The organism is Flavobacterium sp. SOK18b, assembly GCF_014156605.1.
GTDB lineage: Bacteria > Bacteroidota > Bacteroidia > Flavobacteriales > Flavobacteriaceae > Flavobacterium > Flavobacterium tiangeerense.
The window spans coordinates 14,392-38,538 of sequence record NZ_QKNZ01000021.1 but is presented as its reverse complement, the minus strand read 5'-3'; the positions used below and the strand labels follow the sequence as shown (position 1 = coordinate 38,538).

The following is a 24,147-nucleotide window of genomic DNA, read 5'->3' as shown; positions in this document are numbered from 1 at the left end:
GCCATAGGTGGATATGCACTTCATATACCATTACATACCACTTCGGCACATGAAATCCTTGATCACCATGTAGAGCACCCTAATTTTCTAACTATAGAAAAGCTAACAGATGTATTACCTTTTCTACAATTTTATCCTTTAAAATTTATTTTCTGATTTCAGATCCGCATTTTAAAACCATTGATTTTATTTTTTTTCGCGTTATAAAAAATATATGCAAAAACATATTCGTTATTTTTTTATCAATCCCTTAGTGTTGCTGGTAATTTATAGAATTAAAAGTAAATATTGCATAATTAACTGATTGAAATTTCTCATCAAAATATATGTTGTAAATTTGCAAAGAATTTAAAAATCATAAAAAATGAAAAATTTAATGTTTGCATTAGTTTTTGCAGGTGCAGTTTCTTCTGTAAATGCTCAAACTGAAACTAAAGAAGTAAAAAATACAGATTACAACAAATGGTCTATTGAATTAGCTGGTGGTGTTAACAAACCACAAAGACCAATGGGATCAGGTTATTTTACTTCAACTCCAAGTCCTTATGTTGCCGATCTAGGTGTACGTTACATGTTTAACAATAAATTTGGTTTGAAAGCTGATTTTGGATACAACAGTTTTGAAGGAAAAAGCAACTCTGCTAATTTTGATACAAAATATTACAGAGCTAATCTTCAAGCAGTAGCAAACTTAGGTAGAATTATGAGCTTTGAAACTTGGACTAATACAATAGGTTTATTAGGACATGCTGGTTTTGGTTTAGCTCAATTAGAGGATCAAAATTCTGCTTTAAAAGACAGAATGGGTAATTTTATGGCAGGTATTACTGGTCAAATTAAATTATCAAACAGAATTGCTCTTACAGGTGATTTCACAACTATCCTTAATGCTGCACAAGATGCAACTTTTGATGCTTCAACAACTAGAAACGCAAGAGGATTCTCTGGAATTTTGTTTAATGGTACTGTAGGTTTAACAGTTTACTTAGGTAGTAATGAAAAACATGCTGACTGGGTACTTGACAACAACAGCGAAATTGACAAATTAAAGCAACAAATTGCTGATATTGAAACTTCAATGTTAGATACAGATAAAGATGGTGTTGCTGATTATTTAGATCAAGAGCCTAACACTATTGGTGGTGTAATGGTTGATACTAAAGGTAAATCTATTGACTTGAACAACAATAATGTTCCTGACGAATTAGAAAGCTATTTATTGAAAACTTACGGAAGTAATACTGATAAATCAGCTATCGTAAACAACAGTACATTAATCAAAAACTTAATCAACGAAGGTTACGTAAGTACTTATTTTGATTATAACAAATCTACTCCAACAAACGTTTCTACTGAAGGAATTGATTTTATCTTGACTTACTTAAGAAACAACCCATCTGCATCAGTTGACATTATTGGTCATGCTGACGAGTTAGGAAGATCTGAGTACAACGATAAATTATCTACAGCTAGAGCTAATAGTGTAAAAGCTGTTTTAGTAAAAGCTAATATCGACGCTTCAAGATTGAACGTTGTTGCAGCTGGTGAAGATGCTTCAGTAGCAAAAGATTCAGATGCAGCTAGAAAATTAGTAAGAAGAGTTACTTTCAGAGTAAAATAATTCTCCACTTATAATTACTTAAAAGCCCTAAAGGAAATTCTTTTAGGGCTTTTTTTATATTTAACAATCAAAGAAATTAGAAGTGCATGGCTGAATTAAAAATTAGCAATACTTTTGAAAAAAAAATTAATTCCATTCCCTTTGAAACAACTTTTAGACATCGATAATTGGGCGCGTAAAGAACATTTTCAATTCTTTAAACAATTTGAAGAGCCTTTTTTTGGGGCAACCGTGCAAATTGATTGTTCACTGGCTTACGCCAAAGCTAAAACGCTAAACACCTCCTTTTTTAGCTACTATCTTCATAAAACACTTTTGGCTGTTAATGCCATAGAACCTTTTAGATATCGCATTGACGGGGAAACCGTTATAATACACGATCACATCAATGCATCAGCAACAATAGGAAGAGAAGACGGGACTTTTGGCTTTTCTTTGATTGAATTCGACCCAGATTATATTGTTTTTGAAACCAGTACCGCAACAGAAATTGAACGTATTCAAACCACCACCGGACTTTTTACCCGAACTTTTAATGATGATAATGTTATTCATTTCTCGGCGGTTCCTTGGTTAGACTTTACTTCTCTATCACATGCAAGAAGTTTTAGTTTTCCTGACAGTTGTCCAAAAATCTCCTTTGGAAAAATGACAATTGACAGCAATGGAAAAAGAACCATGCCCATGTCCATACACGTTCACCACGGTTTAATCGACGGCTTACACCTAGGCCAATTTGTGGATTACTTTCAAGAATTGATGAACCAATAAGCTAAGCATCGCTTGAGTTTAATAAATTAACTAAAAGTCATTTTCCGCCATGTTCCCAATAGCATTTCATCCTATTTACCAGCATCCGTTACCAGAAGGGCATCGATTTCCCATGCTTAAATACGAACTGCTTCCGCAACAATTGTTGCATGAAGGAACCGCATTGCCAACTGATTTTTACCAACCCGAAATTTGCGATTTAGCACCCGTTTTAGCTATTCATCAAAAAGAGTACGTCACAGGTTTACTGGATCTTACATTAGATGCAAAAGCAGTGCGTAAAATTGGTTTTCCACTTTCAAAAGAACTTATAGAACGTGAACTCATCATTGCACGAGGAACTATTTTTGGCGCACAAAAATCATTTGACACGAAAGTCTCATTCAATATTGCAGGTGGTACGCACCATGCTTACACAGATCATGGCGAAGCATTTTGTTTATTAAACGACCAAGCCATTGCTGCACAGTTTTTATTGGACACTAAAATGGCCAAAAAGATTTTAATCATCGATTTAGATGTACATCAGGGAAACGGAACTGCTGAGATTTTTCAAAACAATTCAAAAGTATTTACGTTTTCTACACATGGCAAAACAAATTATCCGTTCAAGAAAGAAACGTCAGATTTAGACATTGCATTTGACGATGGAACAACCGATGCGGAGTTCTTGCAAACCCTTGCAACTGTAATTCCGCAATTGATAGAAACGCAAAAACCCGATTTCATATTTTATTTGGCGGGTGTCGATATTTTGGCCACAGATAAACTAGGGAAATTAGGTTGTACCCTTGATGGTTGTAAAAAACGAGATGAATTGGTTTTTGAATTGTGTTCCAAATTCCAAATTCCAGTACAAGTTTCTATGGGTGGCGGCTACTCTCCCGATATAAAAACTATTATTGAAGCCCACGCCAATACCTATCGAGTGGCAAAAAATATTTTTTAAAAGTATTCTAATAATTCAAAACAATAAGAACTGATTCATACTTTTTTAATTACAAAAAAAAACACGAACCTCAATTAAGAAATCCGTGCATTTTATAAAATATTAAGAATACTATTTTCCTAAAAGCAATACTTCACTTGCTACTATTTCGGTAATGTAGCGCTTTTCACCGTTTTTATCCTCGTAAGTTCTGTGGGATAATTTTGCTTCAATTCCAATCTCTCTGCCTTTAGTCACAAACTTTTCAATGATCTCAGCTGTTTTTCCCCAAGCGGTAACACGGTGCCACTCTGTTTGCTCTACTTTGTCTCCGTTTTCTTTGTAATACACATCATTTGTAGCGATGCTCACGGTGGCTAATTTTTTTCCTCCTTCAAGTGTTTTAACTTCTGGATCTTGACCTACTCTTCCGATTAATTGTACTCTGTTTTTCATGGCGTGTAAATTTAATTATTGGTGTATATGTTTATTTGTTAAAACGTTCATTCGAATCAACAGGGCAAAGATGCGACAGTTTCAAAACAAGAATCGGTTGCTAACTGTTTACTTTCGGTTGTAACTATTTGTAACCGTTTGTAAATGTTAAAAAAAAAGGTATATTTGTTGTAAATCAATTTATTATGCAGGCCAAAATTAACAAAGTAGAATTACGAAATCTGAAATTTGACGACTACAAAGAACTTAAAAAATCAATGGTAGAGTCCTATCCAGAAATGACCGGTTCCTACTGGAGAGAACATCACATCGAAAAATTATTGAGTATTTTCCCAGAGGGTCAGCTCGTAATTTTGGTTGACGGTAAAGTTGTTGGCTCCGCATTATCCCTTATCGTTGATGAAAGTTTAGTCGATAAAAATCATAATTATTCAGACATTACTGGAAAATATACCTTTTCTACCCACAATCAGAAAGGCGATATTTTATACGGAATAGATGTTTTTATACACCCCAATTACAGAGGTCTCAGACTTGGAAGAAGACTTTATGACGCCCGAAAAGAGCTGTGCGAACAATTGAATTTGAAGGCTATTGTTTTTGCAGGACGAATACCTAATTACGGAAAACACGCCGATACACTTAGCCCAAAAGATTATATTGATAAAGTGAAAAGAAAAGAAATGCACGACTCAGTACTTTCTTTTCAATTAAGCAATGATTTTCACGTAATCCGGGTGATGAAAAATTATCTCGAAGGCGATACAGATAGCAAAGAATTTGCTGTTTTACTAGAGTGGAACAACATTTATTATGACGAAAGCCCTAAGCTAATCAACCTTGCAAAAAGCGTGATCCGTTTAGGACTTGTACAATGGCAAATGCGCCAATTGAATAATCTTGAAGCCTTATTTGAACAATGTGAGTTTTTTGTAGATGTTGTATCCGGTTACGGTAGTGACTTTGCGTTGTTTCCAGAACTTTTTACGGCTCCTTTAATGGCCGATTACAACCATTTATCTGAGGCCGAAGCCATACGAGAACTAGCCAAACATACAGATCCCATTCACAAACGCTTTCAAGAATTAGCCATTTCATATAACATCAATATCATTACAGGTAGTATGCCGTACCTGGATAACGGTACTTTATATAATGTTGGTTTCTTGTGCAAAAGAGACGGAACCTCTGAAATGTATGCCAAAATCCACGTTACACCTAATGAAGTACAGCATTGGGGAATGACGGGCGGCTCTACCATTAAAACTTTTGATACAGATTGTGGCAAAATAGGAATCATGATTTGCTATGATGTGGAATTTCCAGAACTTTCCCGCTTGATGGCTGATGAAGGTATGAATATCTTATTTGTTCCTTTCTTAACCGATACACAAAACGCTTACACCCGTGTAAAGCATTGTGCACAGGCACGAGCTATAGAAAACGAATGTTATGTTGCCATTGCTGGTTGTGTGGGGAATTTACCAAAAGTGAATAATATGGATATTCAATACGCACAATCGGCCGTTTTTACTCCTTCAGACTTTGCTTTTCCTAGTAACGGAATCAAAGCCGAAGCGACACCAAATACCGAAATGACCCTTATTGTAGATGTAGACTTAGATTTGCTAAAAGAATTGCATGAGCACGGCAGTGTTCGCATCCTTAAAGACCGTAGAACTGACTTATACGACATCAAAAAAATAAATCCATGAATAAAACCTGTTTAGAATGCGGAGAAAAAATTGTGGGACGCGAGGACAAGAAATTTTGTAGTGATGGTTGTCGCAATGCTTACAATAATAAAATAAACAAGGATAGCACCAATTACATGCGCAACATCAACAACAGGTTGCGCAAAAACTATCGCATTTTATCAGAACTAAATACCGAAGGAAAATCTAAAACTACACGTTCAAAACTCGTAAGTAAAGGTTTTGATTTTGAATACTTTACCAATATTCTTAATACAAAAACGGGCAACACTTATTATTTTTTATATGACCAAGGATACATGGTCTTAGACAATGATTTTTATATGCTTGTCAAAAAAGACATCTAAATACCACAACCCCAAAACCTATTAACCAAAAATGAAAAAAGATTTTTCTTCAATTTACATGAGTGCTTTTATTCTTGTTGTATTAGCGGCACTATATTACACCATGATGCCGCAATTTACTTCAGACAAGGACACATCACTAGTAGATTTTTCTGCAACACGGGCTTTTGAACAAGTAAAAGCTATCGCGCAAAAACCTCATTATGTAGGATCCAAAAACCATGAAATAGTTGCCAATTATTTACAGCAGGAACTTGAAAGTTTGGGTCTAGAAACCACCCTTCAAGAAGGTTATACACTAAGTGATTGGGGAAATCTAGTATATTCTAAAAATGTTTTGGCACGCATAAAGGGATCTTCAAATTCTAAGGCACTCTTACTCCTTTCTCATTATGATAGTGCACCACATTCTTATTCTCCCGGTGCTAGTGATGCTGGATCTGGTGTAGCAACTATCATTGAAGGAATTAGAGCATTTTTGTATACCAAAACACCTCATAAAAATGACATCATCATCATGTTTTCTGATGGTGAAGAATTAGGGCTTAACGGCGCAGCACTTTTTGTAAACCAGCACAAATGGGCCAAAGATATCGGAGTCGTTTTAAACTTTGAAGCAAGAGGCACATCAGGACCTAGTTACATGCTTATGGAGACCAATGCCGGGAACGCATCATTGGTTAAAGAATTTGCCGAAGCCAAAACCACATTTCCGGTGTCAAACTCTTTGATGTACAGCATTTATAAAATGTTACCTAACGATACTGATTTGACTGTATTTAGAGAACAAGGAAACATACAAGGGTATAATTTTGCGTTTATAGATGACCACTACAATTACCACACCGCTCAAGACAATACAGCGCACTTAGATCTTAATACTCTTGAGCATCAAGGAACGTATTTAATGCCTTTGCTAAAACATTTTTCCAATACAAACTTAAACACACCAGCATCTCCAGAGGATTTTGTTTATTTTAGCTTGCCTTACACTTTTGTGTATTACCCATTTAGCTGGACTATTCCAGTGGTCATAGGCTGCTTTGTGATGCTGGTATTTTTTATATTCATAGGAAGAGCTAAACATCTTTTAACATTTCAAGACATTGGTAAAGGGTTTGTTCCTCTTTTTGGCGCACTACTTACTGCAGGACTTGTTACATTTTTAGGTTGGAAACTTCTCCTCGTACTCTATCCGCAATACAACGATTTACTTAACGGGTTTACCTATAACGGGCATGAATATATAGCAGCTTTTGTATTCTTATCACTTGCAATAACGATGGCGTTTTACGGCCATTTTTCAAATAAAAAGAGAACCATGAGTCATTATGTAGCACCACTAACATTGTGGATACTTATAAATGGTTTATTAGCGATATATTTACCTGGGGCTGGGTTTTTAATTATTCCTGTATGTTTTGGATTGTTAGTTTTTGGACTATTTGTAGTTACTCAAAAATCAAGTAAAACAGTCAATTTAATACTTAGTATTCCTGCATTATTAATTATCACTCCATTTATTCAAATGTTTCCTGTGGGACTAGGTTTAAAGGTTCTTTTTGGCAGTTCAATATTAACGGTTTTAACGGTGGGAATTCTCTATTTTGTTTTTGGGGCGTACGCCAAAAAAAGAATTTGGACTATATGCTTTTTATTTATATCTATCGGTTTTTTTGCAAAAGCACATTATGATTCGGGTTATGAATTTGGAAAAGCTAAATCAAATAGCCTACTTTATGTATATGATTCTGATAAAAAAACAGCAAAATGGGCTACTTATGATAGTAATCTTGACACTTGGACCAAAACGTATTTGGGCAATAATCCAGAAAAAGCCTCAACGCTCAACGAGCTTCCCTTATTTAGCAAATACAACTCTGGTTTCACCTTTACTACCGCTGCACCCGTAAAAAACATTACTCCGCCTACAGTTACTTTTATTTATGATAGAACTTTTGGTACAAAAAGGTATTTAAAAATCCAAATAGCTCCAAATAGAAATGTAAACCGCTACGATGTGTTTGCCAATGAAGGCATGAAAATCAACAATTTTATAGCTAATGGAACAACAGCTGTCGATCACAAAAAAGGAGCATACGAACGAAAAGGTAAAAAAATTGTTAGCTATTATGTGGTAAACAATGCTCCGCTTGTTCTGCAATTTGACATAGAATCTGGAAATAAATTTGACATGGAATTGCTAGAAAGCTCTTTCGATTTAACAACAAACCCAGTATTTGAAATGTCAAAAAGAGAAAACTGGATGATGCCTACACCTTTTGTATTGAATGATGCAGTTATCATTAGGCAAAAAATAAAACCTAGTCCTGTTGTTGTAGTTCCACCAGTGAAGCTCACGGCACCAGTTGGCTACAGCAGGTACAAAAAACAATCTTTACAAGACAGCTTGTCAACAAAGTAAGCACAAAATCATGAAAAAAATTAGCATTCTCGGTTGCGGATGGTTGGGCTTGCCATTGGCGAAAGCCTTAAGACAAAATGGGTATTTAGTAAAAGGCTCGACAACCTCAACTGAAAAATTACCACTTTTGGACCAATGGGGGATAACGCCTTATTTAATTTCATTATCAGAGGACAAAGTCATAGGCAACATGACCGATTTCCTGCAGGATTCTGAAACACTTATTATTGACATACCTCCAAAATTACGAGGAACCGAAAAAGAGAATTTTATTTCAAAAATTAAAAATACAATTCCCTTTATACAAAATTCAACCGTTGATAAGGTACTTTTTGTCTCGTCAACATCTGTCTATAAGGATGAAAATGAATTGGTAACAGAAGAAACAATTCCTAAGCCAGACACAGAAAGTGGCAAGCAATTGCTGGCAACCGAACAACTTTTACAAAGTTCTATTGATTTTAAAACTACAATAGTTCGTTTTGGAGGCCTCATTGGTGCCGATCGTCATCCCATAAAATTCCTGGCGGGCAGAGAAAATTTAGAAAACCCAGATGCTCCCATAAACTTAATTCATCAAGAGGATTGCATAGGGATTATCAACGCTATTTTGTCACAACAAGTTTGGGGCGAAATCTTTAATGCAGTTACACCATATCATCCTAGCAGAAAGGACTATTACACTCAAAAAGCGGTAGACTATGATTTGGCTTTGCCAAAATTTGATCAACAAGGTCTAATTTCTGGAAAAACTATTTCAAGTTCTAAAACCGAATCGGTTTTAAAGTATACTTTTGCACAACCAAATTTATAATGTGAAAACTAAAATTAAGAACGCTTTTTCGTCAAGAGTAAACGCTATTGGATTGCCCATTTTGGCCTTATGTTGGATCAGTTTTTTTTGGGGAACCACCTGGATCGCCTCAAAAGAAGGCGTAAAACACATGCCCGCCCTGCAACTAGTAGCCATAAGGCAGTTTTTGGGAGGATTCCTTTATATTTCTTATTTCTTGTTCAAAAAAACGCCATGGCCCAAGGGAAAACAATGGAAAACCATCATCATCCTGAGCTTTTTAAACTTTGTTTTGAGCAACGCATTAAGTACATGGGGCGTGAAGTACATCAGCAGTGGTCTTGGTGCCATTATTGGGGCTTGTGTCCCGTTATGGATTGTCATTATCTCTTTCTTTCAAGGAGAGCGCTTGTCTAAGTTTTCTATTCTAGGTTTAATAATTAGTTTTAGTGGTGTTTGTATTATTTTTTATGATCATTTAAGCGATTTTTTAATTCCCGATTTTAAATTTGGCATCATAATCTCCATCATTTCCACATTGACATGGGCTTTTGGAACCTTATATACGAAACAGAAAGCAGCTAGTTTCAATCCGTACTTTAGTTTAGGAATCCAAATGTTCTTGTCTAGTATTTTAGTGTTTGCTTATACAGGTGCCGCAGGAATATCGGTTCCATTGCATGAGATACCAGCAATTTCATGGTGGTCTATTGCGTATTTGGTTATTTTTGGATCGGTACTTACTTTTATTGCCTTTATTTATGCGCTGCAACATTTACCGGCATCTATCAGTAGTGTTTACTCGTACATTAACCCAATTATTGCCGTGTTGCTTGGCGCTGTAATCTTTGGGGAAACCCTAAATGCAGCCATTGCCATAGGTGGTAGCGTAACTTTATTCGGTTTATATTTAGTAAATTACTCCTTGCGTAAAGCACGCGCAAAAGAATAAAACCACCAATAATTTACAACACTTATTCTTGATTTTAGGAGCAGGAATGCATCTTATCCAGTCGTTTTGTCCTGCTGTACGCTACAATCTCCTGTGCCATCCCGATGTTTCGGGACTAGCACAAGAGGATTTCCGCTGCCATCAGGGCTATGAAGATCGTATCGGTTTTCAGTAGAAAAAATAAAACCAAGCATCTTGCTGGCAAACAATACAATATCCAACGAAGGCCATCCTTAAATACGAAAGAGTTGACACCTAACAGGTTTTAAAAACGGGTTAGGTGTTTACTATATAATTGAAAAGAATTGACTTCGTTGCATTTAATTTTCAGCAATAGCAAAAAGTAGCAAGTTGGTTTTTTAAACGTTATTTATCTTACATTTGTATAGTTACAAGACCAAACCAACCAAAAAAACCTTTTATGCAGCACCATTTATGTAAAAACTGCGACCGTACCTTTGAAGGACACTTTTGTTCGTATTGCGGGCAAAAATCAAGCGTAAGCGAATTGAACATGCATGATTTAATTCATGAATTTTGGCACTCCATTACCCATACCGACAAAGGGATTTTAAAATTGGTGAAAGATTTATTTCTGCATCCTAAAAAAGTGTACCACGGTTATTTTGCTGGTCAACGTAAAACTTATTTTAGTCCAGTAACCTTTTTTCTAATCACCGCCACATTACTACTTCTTATTGGTGATAAAATATACGATTATGAAGATGCGGTACATATTGCCAACAATCCTTACGGTTATAATGAATTTGGTAGAACCGTATTTGAAGCAACCAAATTTAGGTCATTGTTTACCATTCCGTGTGAAGTATTAGTAACTTGGTTACTGTTTCGAAAGCGGTTTAATTTTGCTAAAAATGTGGTTTTTTGGATCTATTTTAATGCCTTGCTGTTTACCATAGACCTTATTGTTTCGCCTTTGTATTTCCCTTTTATATTATACAAAGCAACTATTGAATTGTATGTATTGTTTATTGGTTACGCCTTCTTGTTTTGGCATGTACTTGTGGTGTTTACCAATAAAAAATGGACTGATTATTTGATTAGTTTTTTAGTAGTAAATTGTTTTCACATCATCAACTACGTCACGATTTACTTGTTACTGTTTGGTACCAATGTTTTGAAACAAACAAAAACCAATAATGTGTTTGAATTTTTGATTCATCTTTACACGTTTTGATCTTAAGCCTAAGTTGAGACCTAACAGGTTTTAAAATACCTATTCGATTATTATAAAATTTAGAAACGATATAAAAATAAAAAACAAACAAAATTACTATGTTAGAAACCTTAATTGCACTGATTCCAGCTGTTTTACTAGTTATTGCAATGCTCTTAATCCTAGACTTATACTTATTAGTTCGAAAATACTTAAAGTTAAAAATTGAAGAACTGAAGAGAAATAAATAACTACTGACACATTATGTTATCTCAAAGTTGCTCATAAATCAATTCTTATTGCAATTAAAAAAGACTTAAAAGAAAGCCAATAAAACCTGTTAGGTCTGTACAAATTCCATTTGCTGATTTAGTAATGAAAATAAAACGATCTATCGTAGCCCCGATGGAAGCGGCATCTCCCGATATAGAAAAACAAGGCTTTTTTGCCGTAGTTTTTATTTATCGGGAATACAGCGCACAGCGGGACGAGTTGAGTACAAAGCAAAAAAGTGATGCTCCTAAAAACCAACACCTTTCCATTCCTTAAAATTTGACTTTTAGGCATAAAAAAACCCATTCGCCTTAACGAATGGGTTTTGCATTTATTAGATACTAAATTACCAGATTCTTACACGCTTTTCAGGTGCAATGAACATACCATCATTTTCTTTGATATCAAAAGCTTGATAAAAAGTATCAATGTTTTGCAAAGGCACATAAGCACGGTACATTCCTGGAGAGTGCGGATCTGTTTTTACTTGGTTTTTCAAAGCCTCATCACGCATTTTAGAACGCCAGATTGTTGACCAAGAAATGAAGAAACGCTGCTCAGGCGTGTATCCGTCAATCAAGCCTGGATTTCCGTTTTCTTTCAAGTACAATTGTAAACCGTCATAAGCCGCATTTACACCACCTAAATCACCAATATTTTCTCCCAATGTAAATTTACCATCTACAAAAGTCCCTGGAATTGGCTCCAATGCGCTGTACTGTGCCGCTAAAGCTCCTGTTAAAGCCGAGAATTGTTTTAAATCGTCAGCAGTCCACCAATCAACTAAGTTTCCGTCAGCGTTGTAACGCGATCCTGAATCGTCAAAACCATGTGAAATTTCGTGACCAATAACACCACCAATTCCGCCATAATTCACAGCTTCGTCAGCTTGGTAATTGTAAAATGGTGGTTGTAAGATAGCTGCTGGGAAAACAATCTCATTATTAGATGGGTTGTAATATGCATTTACCGTTTGTGGTGACATGCCCCAACGCTCTTTATCAACTGGTTTGTTCAACTCAGCAATATTTTCTTCAAAACGCCATTTGGCCATGCTCAAAGCATTTGAAAAAAAGCTTCCTCCTTCTTCTGGACTCTTGATAGTCAAAGCAGAATAGTCTTTCCATTTGTCAGGATATCCAATTTTGATTCTGGATTTGTTCAATTTAGCCAAGGCACTTACCTTAGTTTCAGCTGACATCCATGACAAGTTGTTGATTCTATTTTCGAAAGCACGGAAAATGTTTTTGATCATTTTTTCTGCTTTGGCTTTGGCCTCAGCTGGAAATTTTTTCTCTACGTATAATTTTCCTAAAGCTTCACCTACAGCACCATTGATCGTTTGCAATGCTCTTTCATCACGCGGTCTTTGGCTCACAGCACCTGTTAAGGTTTTTCCGTAAAACTCAAAGTTGGCGTTTTCAATATCGGTAGACAATTGGCTTGAAGCTCTGTTCAATAAACTCCAACGCATGTAGGCTTTCCAATCGTCAACTTTGTTTTCTTTCAACATAGTTTCCAGTGCCACCATGTATTTCGGTTGTGATACAATTACAGTATCAACTTTGGCTAAACCAATTTTAGTAAAATACGTATTCCAGTTGATTGATGGTGTTAATTTACTCAACTCCGCCAAAGTCATTGGGTTGTATGACTTACGACGGTCTCTGCGCTCTACTCTGTCTAATCTTGGTTTTGACATGGCGATTTCAAGCGCTAAAATTTTCTCTGCGTTTGCCTGAGCTACCGCTGGCTTATCGCCAAGAAATTGTAGCATTTTAGCAACGTGAAGTACGTATTTTGCACGTTTTTCTTTTGAGTCGGCATCCTCAGAAACATAATAATCTCTGTCTGGCAAACCTACTCCACCTGGGCCTACATTTATTACATTTCGGCTACTGTTTTTAGCATCAGTACCTACACCTGCTCCCATGAAACCAATACCACCAATTGGCTCCATTTCGATTAATAATGCTTCAAGATCTTTAGCATTTTTAACCGCATCAATTTTTTTAAGGAAAGGTTTCAATGGCGCAATTCCCATTTTGTTACGACCAACTGTGTCCAAAATAGATTTGTACAAATTAATCGCTTTACCTTGATCCGTATTTGATTTGTAAGTTGGGTTTGTAGCTGCTTCTTTTAAAATAGCTAACGCATCCGCATCTGTTCTTTGACGTAGTTCATCAAAACTTCCCCAACGGGTTCTATCCGCAGGAATGGCAGTGTTGTCTAACCAAGTTCCATTCACATAACGAAAGAAATCGTTACTTGGCTTTACTTTTTTGTCCATGTAATTCACATTGATCCCTGGTTCTTTAACCGTAGGATTACTTTGGGCTTGACCCACTGCAAAAGCCATCATTGCAGGAATCACAAAAAGCAATTGCTTATTGTTGGTTTTTTTCATTTTATTTAGTTTTTTAGTTAAGTAAACAAAGCTATTAATAAATAGTATGATAATATAAGTTCCCTAAGATTATCACAAAAGATTTCTATTTGACACAAAAATTTGAAAAAGGTTTAAACCCTGCAGCCTTTTTTTTATCTAAAAGCAAGTTTCCACTAAAAATAAAACTCTGTTAATTACAATACAAAACCATTTGCGTTTGTGTATTTTTGCACCAAAATAGAACTATGTTAGAAATCTTAAAAAAATACCGTTTGTTTCTAGGAATTTTCGGTGTGCTTTCGGTCATTATTTTATCTCTTTTCTACTCGGCATTAAAGCCTGCAAAGTCACTTCCAATTTACAATCCAGCTGATGTTAATCCTGAACTAGTAGATAGCACCGTACAATACAAAAGTAAATACCATACTATAGCTGATTTTTCATTTGTAAACCAAAATGGAAAAACCATTACACAAAAAGATTATGAAGGAAAAGTCTATGTAGCTGATTTCTTTTTTACAACTTGTGGCTCCATTTGCCCTAAAATGTCAGTGAATCTAGAGGGAATTCAAAAAGCTTTCGCCAACAATCCTAAAGTGAAATTATTATCTCATACCGTTTTCCCAGAGACGGATAGCGTTCCTGTTTTAAAAGCTTACGCCAAAAAACATAATGTGGACGATGCCAAATGGAATTTAGTTACCGGCGATAAAAAAGAAATCTATGCCATGGCTAGAAAATCCTACTTGGCTGTAAAACTGGGTAAACCAAGTGAATTATACGATATGGTGCACACTGAAAATTTTGTTTTAGTTGACACCAAAAAAAGAGTTCGGGGCTTTTATGACGGTACTAATAAAGAGGATATGAAGCGCTTGATAGAAGACATCCATTTTTTAATCCAAGAATAATTTAAAACGGCATTACATTTATATTCATAATACATTTAATACAACTGTTTTAGGCTAGCTATTGAAGGTTAATAATTGTTACTTCAATAAGTTGTGTTTGCTGTAAAATGTGTATTTTTGCAATCTTAATTCAATCTAAATAAGTTTTGCTTACTACCATATATTCCTTAAAAAAAGGCGAAAAAGCCATAATTAAAGACTTTGATATCGATGCCGTTCCATTAAAATTATTGGAAATGGGTTGCTTACCAGGGAATCAAGTTGCTTTGTTACAAATTGCTCCATTTGGAGATCCTTTGTACTTAGACATCAATGGTTCACATGTAGCCATACGTATAGAAACAGCCAAAGAAATAGAAGTTGACATTATAAAAACCAACTTATGATAAGCAAGCAAAACATTAACGTTGCATTGATAGGCAATCCTAATGTTGGGAAAACCTCCGTATTCAATCAGCTCACGGGATTAAACCAGCAGGTAGGAAACTATCCTGGAATTACAGTTGAGAAAAAAATAGGATTTTGTAAATTACCCAATAATATTAAAGCTAATATCCTAGATCTTCCAGGAACCTATAGTTTAAACGCCAGTTCTATTGATGAAAATGTTGTTATAGAATTACTACTCAATAAAAATGATAAGTTATATCCTGATGTAGCACTTGTTGTTACAGATGTGGAGAATTTAAAACGAAACTTACTGCTTTTTACACAAATAAAAGACTTAGAAATTCCAACTATTTTAGTCATTAACATGGCTGACAGAATGAAATTTAAAGGGATTTCACTTGATATTCCATACTTAGAGCAACATTTAAAGACTAAAATTGCTCTAGTTAGTTCTAGAAAAGGTTACGGCATCGAGGAACTGAAGCAATTAATCGTGAGCTTCAAAACCATTTCAAGCGAACCGTGTTTAAACGCTTCCGTTATTGACCCAGATTATTTTAATAGCTTACGAAAAGCCTTCCCGAACCAATTGCTGTATAAATTATGGTTGGTTATCACACAGGATGTCAACTTTTTGAACTTAGAACGAAATGAAATTAGAAGTTCGTTTACCAAATCACATTCCGATTTAAAACGTTTGCAACAAAAAGAAACCATCAAACGATATCAATTTATAAACGATGTGTTGAAAGTAGGGTTAAAAATTGACACCAGCATTGCTAAAGATTACCGCAGCAAACTGGATCGAGTACTTACACACAAAGTATGGGGGTACGTAATTTTCTTTTTAATCTTGTTTGTGATCTTTCAATCGATATTTGAATGGTCTAAAATTCCAATGGATTTCATTGATGCTTCTTTTGCATCTTTGAGTTCACTAGCCGCAGAACAATTACCTGCAGGTGTTCTAACAGACTTAATATCCCAAGGTATCATACCCGGGATAGGTGGTATTCTTATTTTTATTCCACAAATCGCATTCTTATTTATGTTTATTTCCATCCTTGAAGAAAGTGGCTACATGAGCCGTGTAGTTTTCCTGATGGATAAAATCATGCGGAAATTTGGTTTATCGGGCAAAAGTGTAGTACCCCTTATTTCAGGAACTGCCTGCGCGATTCCTGCTATTATGGCCACTCGAAATATCGAAAACTGGAAAGAAAGATTGATTACTATTTTGGTAACACCTTTTACCACTTGCTCTGCCAGACTACCTGTTTACGCGATTATAATTGCACTTGTTATTCCGGACGAACGCTTATTTGGTTTCTTAAACATGCAAGGAATGACCTTGATGTTGTTGTATCTTCTTGGTTTTGGAATGGCGATTTTCTCTGCCTACATTTTGAATAAAATTTTAAAAATTCAAAGCAAAACTTATTTTGTTGTAGAAATGCCAAATTACAAATTACCGCTTTTCAAGAACGTAGGAATCAATGTCATCGAGAAAACGAAAGCCTTTATTTTTGGTGCTGGAAAAATTATTCTAGCTATTTCAATCGTATTGTGGTTTTTGGCATCGTATGGACCCGGAGAAAAATTCAGTAATGCGGAAAAAATTGTTACTGAGAATACGATAAATAATCCGTTACCTGAAGCTGAATTTGAAAATGCAGTCGCATCCCAAAAACTAGAAAACTCCTATATTGGAATCATGGGGAAAGCTATTGAACCTGCCATTTCACCGTTAGGTTACGACTGGAAAATTGGTATTGCTATCATCAGTTCGTTTGCAGCTAGAGAAGTTTTTGTGGGAACATTAGCCACCATTTACAGTGTAGGCGGTAGCGAAAACGAAGTGACTATCAAGAACAAAATGGCTGCCGAAATCAATCCGGTGACTGGAGAAAAGATTTTTAACTTTGCCTCCGGAATCTCATTACTATTGTTTTACGCCTTTGCCATGCAATGTGCCAGCACGCTTGCGGTAACTAAAAAAGAAACCAATTCATGGAAATGGCCTGCAGGACAATTAATTTTTATGTCGGGTTTTGCTTATGCGGTAGCCCTAGTTGCCTATCAGATCCTAAAATAAAATATTGAACAAACGTTAAACTTCTATTTTTTATTATTCTTAATTTGTCTAAATAAGATTTGCATTTTACCTTTGCACCGTAGAATTAATCTAAATAAAAATGACAAGAAATTTAGTAACACTTGCACTCTTAGCGTCGGTATCCCTATTCGCGCAAGAAAAAGAGCTAACTCAAGCACAAAAAGACAGCATTGCAAGAGCATCTTCCTTAAGCATTGATTTGCAGCCAGTTATTATTACCCCTTTTAAACAAAGTCCCGAAAGACAGCCAGAGGTAAAAGGAACAGTTATTTTTTCAGGAAAAAAGAACGAAGTTTTAAAATTATCTGCCTTTACCTCTAACTTGACTACCAACAATGCGCGCGAAGTGTTCTCACGTATTCCAGGTGTTACTGTTTGGGAAAATGAAGGATCTGGAATTCAAATTAACATCGGAGTTCGTGGTTTAAGTCCAAACCGTAGCTGGGAATTGAATACCAGACAAAACGGTTATGACATTTCATCAGATGTATTTGGCTACCCAGAAGCGTATTACAACCCACCTTTAGAAGCAGTAGAAAATATTGAACTAGTTCGTGGTGGTGCTTCGTTGCAATTTGGACCTCAGTTTGGCGGAATGGTGAACTACGTTTTAAAACGCGAGCAAAACAAAAAATTCAGCTTTGAAACTCAAAACACAGCCGGAAGCTATAACTTAATGAGTAGTTACAACGCTATTGGTGGTAAAATAAACAAGTTTTCTTATTATGCATACAACCATTCACGTAGTGCCGATGGATGGAGAGAAAACAGCCAATATAAAGTACGCAACTCACACGTATTTTTAGAATATACCTTTACAGAAAAAACCAAATTAGCAGCAGAATACACTAATATGGATTACCAAATGCAACAAGCAGGTGGTTTGACAGATGCGCAATTTGCTGAAAACTCAAGACAATCTTTTAGAGAAAGAAACTGGTTTGGAACTCCTTGGAATTTGTTTGCTTTGACACTAGACACGCAATTATCTCCTTCTATAAAATCGAATACTAAACTTTTTGGTTTAGTTGGAGAAAGAAATAGTGTTGGAAATACAGCAACACTAAACATTCCTGACGCTAACGGCAATAGAAGAGTTGACCGCGATTTTTACAAAAATTTCGGAATTGAAAACAGAAACACCTATACGTACACCTTAGGAAAAAATAACAACACTTTGGCATTTGGAGTTCGTGCTTACCAAGCACAGACACAAAGACAACAAGAAGGAGCAGGTACCACAGGATCTGATTTCGACTTAAGTACTTCAGCAAAATATCCGAGAGACTTGCAATTCAAAACTCAAAATATTGCTTTTTTTGCCGAAAACCAATTTAAGGTGACCGATAAATGGAGTGTTGTTCCTGGAGTTCGTTTTGAGCATATCACCGCTGATGGAGAGGGTCGTTTTGGAATCACTTCTGGAAATGATGTTCCGTTTGAAAGCAAACAAATCGTAAGAAACAAACCTTTGTTTGGATTAGGAATGGAGTATAAATTCGGTGCAACGAACTTGTATGGAAATATCACACAAGCATATAGACCTGTTTTATTCTCAGATATTACACCACCTACTATAACTGATGTGATTGACCCAAACTTAAAAGATGCATCAGGATATAATGCTGATTTAGGATATAGAGGTGTGGTAAAAGGATTTTTGAACTTCGATTTCAGTGTGTTTTACTTGAGCTACAACAACCGTGTTGGTGGCGTAAGACAATTTAAAAATAATGATTTCCCATCACAAGGTACTTTCTTGTTTAGAACGAACCTAGGAGAAACCATAAACAAAGGAATTGAAGGTTTTGTAAACGTAAATATCACTAAATATTTTGGTGTCGAAAAAACTTTCGGAAACGTTGATTTATTTGTAACGACTAGTTTTATTGATTCTCGTTATATTGATTTTCAAGTACCTTCTGGACCTGGATCAGCTATTGCAACGACTAACTTAAGAGGTAATCGTGTTGAAAACGCGCCACGTTACATTCACAATGTAGGTTTGAGCTATAGTACTGACCACTTTTCGTCTACCTTGCAATACAAAACCTCAGGTAAAGTGTTTACAGATGCTAACAACACAGTAACTCCATCTGCAAATGGTTTAACCGGGCTTTTAGACGGTTACCAGATAATGGATTTATCAGCAGAATACAAGTTCCTAAAGAACTACAATATTAGATCTGGAATTAACAACGTATTGAACAAAGATTATGCAACCAGACGTGCGGGAGGTTATCCTGGACCGGGTATATTACCTGGTGAAGGAAGAACTTTCTTTATATCGGTTGGGGCAAAATTCTAGTTCTAAATCGTTACTAAAACAATAAAAATCAAGGAATACAGCAAAACTTTGTATTTCCTTTAACTCAAAAAAGCAACCGGTATCGGTTGCTTTTTCTTATTTTTACAAAATGGATATTCAAGAAATTTTAGCTTTTTGTGCGCTAGCTGTAGCACTGGGTTTTCTCATCAAAAAATTCTTTTTCAAAAAGAAAAAATCGGACAAAAATTGTGGAAGTGGCGATTGCGGCTGTAGTTAATTTTATTTTAAATACGAAATTTTTACAAAGTATTTTTTCTTATCGATTAGCGTATCCTTACTTGGATAAGGCAACACCTCAACACTTTTTAGGTTTTTTTGGTTGTCAGGTAAATATTTACAAAACCATTGCTTGTTTTCTTCTTGATTTTTCATCGAAAAAACCATGGTGTTGTCCTCTACTAATTTTGAATCTTTGTATACCGAAAGTACTACTGTAACCTCTCCTGCCCAAATGCAATTTAGTCCCTCTGGACAACGAGAATCAGATACTACTTCTTTCAAAACCAACTGAAATCCTTTCTGATTAGGACATACTTTTTGCTTTATGCTCACGGACTTAACCTTTTCGGATTTTGGGCTTTGCGCCAAAGCCAAACAACTAATCAACATAAATAGGTATAGAATTGACTTTTTCATACGTTATGTATTTAAAATTACTAATTTGTAAAACTACTAAATTCCTAACCTAAAGCCACATCCAAAACCATCATTACGATAAATCCACCAACGAAGCCCAGCGTGGCAATATCGGTGTTCTTGTCCTGTTGTGTTTCCGGTATCACCTCTTCTACCACTACAAAAATCATCGCACCCGCTGCAAAAGCTAATGCATACGGCAAAATAGGTGTAAAAAAAGTAACTGCAAATGCACCTAAAACTGCGGCAACTGGCTCCACTAGTGCTGAGGATTGTCCATACATAAAACTTTTCCATCGGCTCATTCCCATTCGTCGCAACGGCATAGCAACGGCGATTCCTTCTGGAAAATTCTGAATTCCAATTCCTATCGCTAAGGTTACAGCTCCAGCAATAGAAGCTTCTGGAATCCCAGCGGCAACACCACCAAAGAGAACTCCAACTGCCAATCCTTCAGGAATGTTATGTAAGGTGATAGCAGAGACTAACAAAGTAGTACGTTGCCATGGTGATTTGATTCCTTCGGTAACTTTAAAATTGATGTGCAAATGCGGTAACACTTTATCGATTCCGAAAATAAAGAGCGCACCAAGGAAAAAACCAAAAGCTGCTGGAATCACTTTTGCGAATCCTTCGCCACCTGTCATTTCTATGGCTGGTGCCAATAAACTCCAAAAACTCGCCGCAACCATAACACCTCCCGTAAATCCGAGCATTCCGTCAAGAACGGTTCTATTCATAGTTTTAAACATAAAAACAAAGGAAGCTCCTAACGCGGTTAGAAACCAAGTGAACAAACTCGCATACAAAGCGGCTAATATTGGATCGATACTCGTGAAATAATCTACTATAGATTGAAACATAATTATTTGATATATAAATTACTGGCTATTTTATTTGAAATGGTTATTTCTTTGGTTCCAACGCGAATTCGGAAAGAGGAATCAAAACTTTCCTTTTCCATAATTTCAATTTGGGAACCCAAAGCAATTTCCTGTTTGTCTAAATATTTTAAAAAATCAGAAGAAGTATCTTTAACACCCACACAAATCCCAATTTGGTTTTTCTCAAATTCAGAGAGCAGTTGTTTTTCTACTTTGATTATGCGTCCATTAGCATCCGGAATGGGATCGCCATGGGGGTCCTCGGTAGGATTTCCTAAAAAATCATCCAACTTATTAATGAGTTTTTCAGATTTGATGTGTTCTAATTGTTCGGCTATATCATGCACCTCATCCCAAGAAAAATCTAGTTTCTCTACCAAAAAACATTCCCAAAGTCGGTGCTTTCTAACGATCATCTTCGCCGCTAATTTTCCTTTATCAGTAAGGGAAACGCCTTGGTATTTTACGTAGTTTACTAAATCTTTTTCGGAGAGTTTCTTGAGCATATCAGTAACGGATGATGCTTTGGTTTCCATTTTTTCAGCAATGGCATTCGTACTGATATCAGCATCTGAAACCCAAGTTAAGTGGTAAATGGTCTTGAGGTAATTTTCTTCAGAAAAGGTCATTTAAATTAAGATTGAAGAGTAGCAATTTTCAACTACATCAATTAAGTTATTGATACAAATGTAATTAAAAAATTTGTTTTGCAAAATATAATTTTTAGGTTTGTCTAAAAATTAATTTAATGATAATGAAAACAATAATCCCTCTATTCCTATTTCTACTATTTAACTTAGGCTACAGCCAGGAAAAGACAAGGGTTTCTGGAATTGTTTCGTCAGAAAAAAAAGGAATTACGGATGCTCGTGTTTTTCTAATTGGGACAAAATACATCACCGAAACGGATAGCTTGGGGCAGTTCAGTATTACAAATATTGCTGAAGGAAATTATAAAATTCAAATTATAGCTGAAGGTTTTCAACCTTTAAAAAAGAATATAATCGTCAAAATTAATGCAAACAACGTTTTGAATTTCGAACTTGAAAGTACTGAAAATCAACTAGACGAAGTGGTGGTTTCAGGCACGCTAAAACCCGTAAAAAGGTTAGAAAACCCCGTTCCTGTTGAGATTATTTCGGCTGCATTTTTAAAACAAAACCCAACCAGTAATGTCTTGGATGCCTTGCAAAACGTTAACGGTTTACGACCCCAAAACAATTGCAATGTGTGTAATACTGGTGACATTCGCATTAACGGGCTAGACGGTCCGTACACTATGGTCACTATTGATGGTATGCCTATTGTGAGTGCTCTCGGCACTGTTTACGGGCTTTCAGGAATTCCAAATGCCATGATTGACAAAATAGAAGTGGTCAAAGGCGCGGCATCTACTCTTTACGGCAGTGAAGCAGTAGGCGGTTTAATTAACATTATTACTAAAAAACCGTTTGCAGTTCCTTTATTTACAGCTGATGTTTTTACTACGTCTTGGCTCGAAACGAATATTGATCTTGGCTACAAAACCAATATTGGCTCGAGTGCTACAGCACTTTTTGGCATAAATTTCTTCACTTACAACAATCGTATTGACAACAACAAAGACAATTTTACGGATGTTTCTTTGCAAAACAGAGCTTCTTTTTTCTCCAAAATAAACATCAACAGAGCTTCAAAAAAAGAGCTTAGCCTTGTATCTCGATACCTTTATGAAAACCGATGGGGCGGAGAAATGCAATGGAACAAGAGTTTTAGAGGCGGAAACCAAGTGTATGGCGAAAGCATTTACACTTCGCGCTATGAATTTCTAGGAAAATACGAGCTTCCTGTAGACGAAAAAATGTTCTTTCAATTTTCGGTTATTGGCCACGACCAAAACTCCGTTTATGGAAATGCTACTTTTCTGGCCAATCAAAAAATAGTGTTTGGCCAATTTTTGTGGGATAAAAACTGGAGCAACCACTCGGTACTCTTTGGTACGGCACTTAGATATCAATTCTATAATGACAACACGCCCGCAACGGCAACCGCGAATCATTCTAAAATCTACAGTATTTTTGCTCAAGATGACATAACCCACAACGAAAAAACCAGCACACTAATTGGCTTACGTTACGATTACAATAACAATCACGGTTCCATTTTTACACCTCGTTTTGCGTTTAAATTCAAACCAACACCAACAGATATCTTACGATTCAATTTTGGAACAGGTTTTAGAATCGTCAACCTTTTTACCGAAGATCATCAAGCTTTGTCTGGCGCTCGAGAAGTCGTGATTCAATCTAACTTGAAACCAGAAACCTCATACAACCTGAACTTAAATTATCTGAAAAAATTCAAATTGACTAATGCGGGCGTAGTTAATCTCGAATTGGCTTCTTGGTACACTTATTTTACAAACCGAATTTTTGCGAACTACGACATCAATCCAAAGCAAATAATTTATGATAATTTAAACGGCAACTCCACTATTTTCGGGCTCAGCGCCAATGCCGATTGGGTTAGCCCTTTTGGTCTAAAAGCCAACCTTGGAACCAGCTATTATGATGCCATGACCACACAAGATGGCGTTAGTTTGAGACCATTATTTACCGAAAGATACAGTATAAGTTGGGGATTTAGTTATGAAATTCCGAACTGGTTATTATCCTTAGATTTTACAGGCAACCTTACTGGACCCATGCGTTTGCCTTTGCTAAGCGAACTTGATCCACGTCGCGAAATTTCTAGACCATACAGCATTCAGAACATACAAATGACTTTCAAAAAAATTCATAATCTAGAATTATACACAGGTATCAAAAACCTGCTTAATTGGACACCAAACCGTGGAAATCCGTTCTTGATAGCTCGCGCCAATGATCCTTTTGATAAAAATGTTCAAGTTGACAATTCAGGAGCGGTAATCCCTACGGCGGATAATCCATTTGGGCTCACTTTTGACCCTACTTATGCGTACGGACCCAATCAAGGAAGACGTTTTTTTATAGGTCTGCGTTATCATTTTGATTAATTTTTTGCTCTTAAA

General features: G+C 36.0%; 21 protein-coding genes. 16 read left to right on the top strand and 5 right to left on the bottom strand.

The window, feature by feature from the left end; translation table 11 throughout:
• Window positions 1-364: 364 nt before the first annotated feature.
• The 3 genes from DNC80_RS05180 (at window position 365) to DNC80_RS05170 (ending at window position 3,341) form a co-directional block, all read left to right on the top strand.
• A complete protein-coding gene (locus DNC80_RS05180; protein ID WP_182649797.1) occupies window positions 365-1,621 on the top strand; it encodes an OmpA family protein in 1,257 nt (418 codons plus the stop codon).
• Between the two features lie 141 nt (window positions 1,622-1,762).
• Window positions 1,763-2,392, top strand: coding sequence for a chloramphenicol acetyltransferase (locus DNC80_RS05175; RefSeq protein ID WP_182649806.1), 630 nt, complete (start codon window positions 1,763-1,765; stop codon window positions 2,390-2,392).
• 49 nt (window positions 2,393-2,441) lie between these two features.
• Window positions 2,442-3,341, top strand: coding sequence for a histone deacetylase (locus DNC80_RS05170; RefSeq protein WP_182649796.1), 900 nt, complete (start codon window positions 2,442-2,444; stop codon window positions 3,339-3,341).
• 111 nt (window positions 3,342-3,452) lie between these two features.
• On the opposite strand, the gene DNC80_RS05165 is transcribed toward DNC80_RS05170, so the two are convergent.
• Window positions 3,453-3,776, bottom strand: coding sequence for a single-stranded DNA-binding protein (locus DNC80_RS05165; RefSeq protein WP_144893463.1), 324 nt, complete (start codon window positions 3,774-3,776; stop codon window positions 3,453-3,455).
• 185 nt (window positions 3,777-3,961) lie between these two features.
• On the opposite strand from DNC80_RS05165, the gene DNC80_RS05160 reads away from it, so the two are divergent.
• The 8 genes from DNC80_RS05160 to DNC80_RS05130 all read left to right on the top strand — a co-directional run bounded on the left by DNC80_RS05160 (window position 3,962) and on the right by DNC80_RS05130 (window position 11,734).
• Window positions 3,962-5,491: a bifunctional GNAT family N-acetyltransferase/carbon-nitrogen hydrolase family protein gene (locus tag DNC80_RS05160; RefSeq protein ID WP_182649795.1), complete on the top strand. Its 1,530-nt coding sequence runs from the start codon at window positions 3,962-3,964 to the stop codon at window positions 5,489-5,491.
• A complete protein-coding gene (locus tag DNC80_RS05155) occupies window positions 5,488-5,838 on the top strand; it encodes a hypothetical protein (protein ID WP_182649794.1) in 351 nt (116 codons plus the stop codon). The genes DNC80_RS05160 and DNC80_RS05155 overlap by 4 nt, the downstream gene beginning before the upstream one ends.
• Window positions 5,839-5,869: 31 nt before the next feature.
• Window positions 5,870-8,263 carry a M28 family peptidase gene (locus DNC80_RS05150; RefSeq protein WP_255493166.1) on the top strand — a complete coding sequence of 798 codons (2,394 nt, stop codon included), beginning with the start codon at window positions 5,870-5,872 and terminating at the stop codon, window positions 8,261-8,263.
• A gap of 10 nt (window positions 8,264-8,273) precedes the next feature.
• Entirely contained in the window at window positions 8,274-9,077 is an 804-nt protein-coding gene (locus DNC80_RS05145; protein ID WP_182649793.1) for an SDR family oxidoreductase, read from the top strand.
• Window position 9,078: 1 nt separating this feature from the next.
• Window positions 9,079-10,008 (top strand): DMT family transporter, encoded by a 930-nt coding sequence (locus tag DNC80_RS05140; protein ID WP_370628694.1) that lies wholly within the window; start codon window positions 9,079-9,081, stop codon window positions 10,006-10,008.
• A 421-nt stretch (window positions 10,009-10,429) separates the two neighbouring features.
• Entirely contained in the window at window positions 10,430-11,206 is a 777-nt protein-coding gene (locus DNC80_RS05135) for a DUF3667 domain-containing protein (RefSeq protein ID WP_182649792.1), read from the top strand.
• A gap of 98 nt (window positions 11,207-11,304) precedes the next feature.
• Window positions 11,305-11,436 carry a hypothetical protein gene (locus tag DNC80_RS15970; protein WP_255493165.1) on the top strand — a complete coding sequence of 44 codons (132 nt, stop codon included), beginning with the start codon at window positions 11,305-11,307 and terminating at the stop codon, window positions 11,434-11,436.
• Window positions 11,437-11,560: 124 nt separating this feature from the next.
• Window positions 11,561-11,734, top strand: coding sequence for a hypothetical protein (locus DNC80_RS05130; RefSeq protein ID WP_182649790.1), 174 nt, complete (start codon window positions 11,561-11,563; stop codon window positions 11,732-11,734).
• Between the two features lie 70 nt (window positions 11,735-11,804).
• Here the strand turns inward: DNC80_RS05130 and DNC80_RS05125 are convergent, their stop codons facing one another.
• Window positions 11,805-13,868, bottom strand: a complete 2,064-nt coding sequence (locus tag DNC80_RS05125; RefSeq protein ID WP_182649788.1) for a M13 family metallopeptidase — start codon at window positions 13,866-13,868, stop codon at window positions 11,805-11,807.
• Between the two features lie 227 nt (window positions 13,869-14,095).
• Between DNC80_RS05125 and DNC80_RS05120 the strand changes: the two genes are divergently transcribed.
• The 4 genes from DNC80_RS05120 (at window position 14,096) to DNC80_RS05105 (ending at window position 19,575) form a co-directional block, all read left to right on the top strand.
• Window positions 14,096-14,761, top strand: coding sequence for an SCO family protein (locus tag DNC80_RS05120; protein ID WP_182649786.1), 666 nt, complete (start codon window positions 14,096-14,098; stop codon window positions 14,759-14,761).
• A 146-nt stretch (window positions 14,762-14,907) separates the two neighbouring features.
• Window positions 14,908-15,147, top strand: coding sequence for a FeoA family protein (locus DNC80_RS05115; protein WP_144893476.1), 240 nt, complete (start codon window positions 14,908-14,910; stop codon window positions 15,145-15,147).
• Window positions 15,147-17,246, top strand: coding sequence for a ferrous iron transport protein B (gene feoB / locus DNC80_RS05110; RefSeq protein WP_182649801.1), 2,100 nt, complete (start codon window positions 15,147-15,149; stop codon window positions 17,244-17,246). Before DNC80_RS05115 ends, feoB begins: the two co-directional genes overlap by 1 nt.
• A gap of 100 nt (window positions 17,247-17,346) precedes the next feature.
• On the top strand, window positions 17,347-19,575 hold the full coding sequence (locus tag DNC80_RS05105; protein ID WP_182649784.1) for a TonB-dependent receptor: 2,229 nt from the start codon (window positions 17,347-17,349) through the stop codon (window positions 19,573-19,575).
• Window positions 19,576-19,815: 240 nt separating this feature from the next.
• Here the strand turns inward: DNC80_RS05105 and DNC80_RS05100 are convergent, their stop codons facing one another.
• From DNC80_RS05100 to DNC80_RS05090, 3 genes are read right to left on the bottom strand one after another with little or no spacing between them, the layout of a single operon-like run.
• Window positions 19,816-20,232, bottom strand: a complete 417-nt coding sequence (locus tag DNC80_RS05100; RefSeq protein WP_182649782.1) for a hypothetical protein — start codon at window positions 20,230-20,232, stop codon at window positions 19,816-19,818.
• A 44-nt stretch (window positions 20,233-20,276) separates the two neighbouring features.
• Entirely contained in the window at window positions 20,277-21,095 is an 819-nt protein-coding gene (locus DNC80_RS05095; protein ID WP_113635924.1) for a ZIP family metal transporter, read from the bottom strand.
• 2 nt (window positions 21,096-21,097) lie between these two features.
• The gene (locus DNC80_RS05090) at window positions 21,098-21,745 is read right to left on the bottom strand and encodes a metal-dependent transcriptional regulator (protein ID WP_182649780.1); all 648 of its coding nucleotides are present in this window, start codon (window positions 21,743-21,745) and stop codon (window positions 21,098-21,100) included.
• Between the two features lie 125 nt (window positions 21,746-21,870).
• Between DNC80_RS05090 and DNC80_RS05085 the strand changes: the two genes are divergently transcribed.
• Window positions 21,871-24,132, top strand: a complete 2,262-nt coding sequence (locus DNC80_RS05085) for a TonB-dependent receptor domain-containing protein (protein ID WP_182649778.1) — start codon at window positions 21,871-21,873, stop codon at window positions 24,130-24,132.
• The last annotated feature ends 15 nt before the right edge of the window (window positions 24,133-24,147 follow it).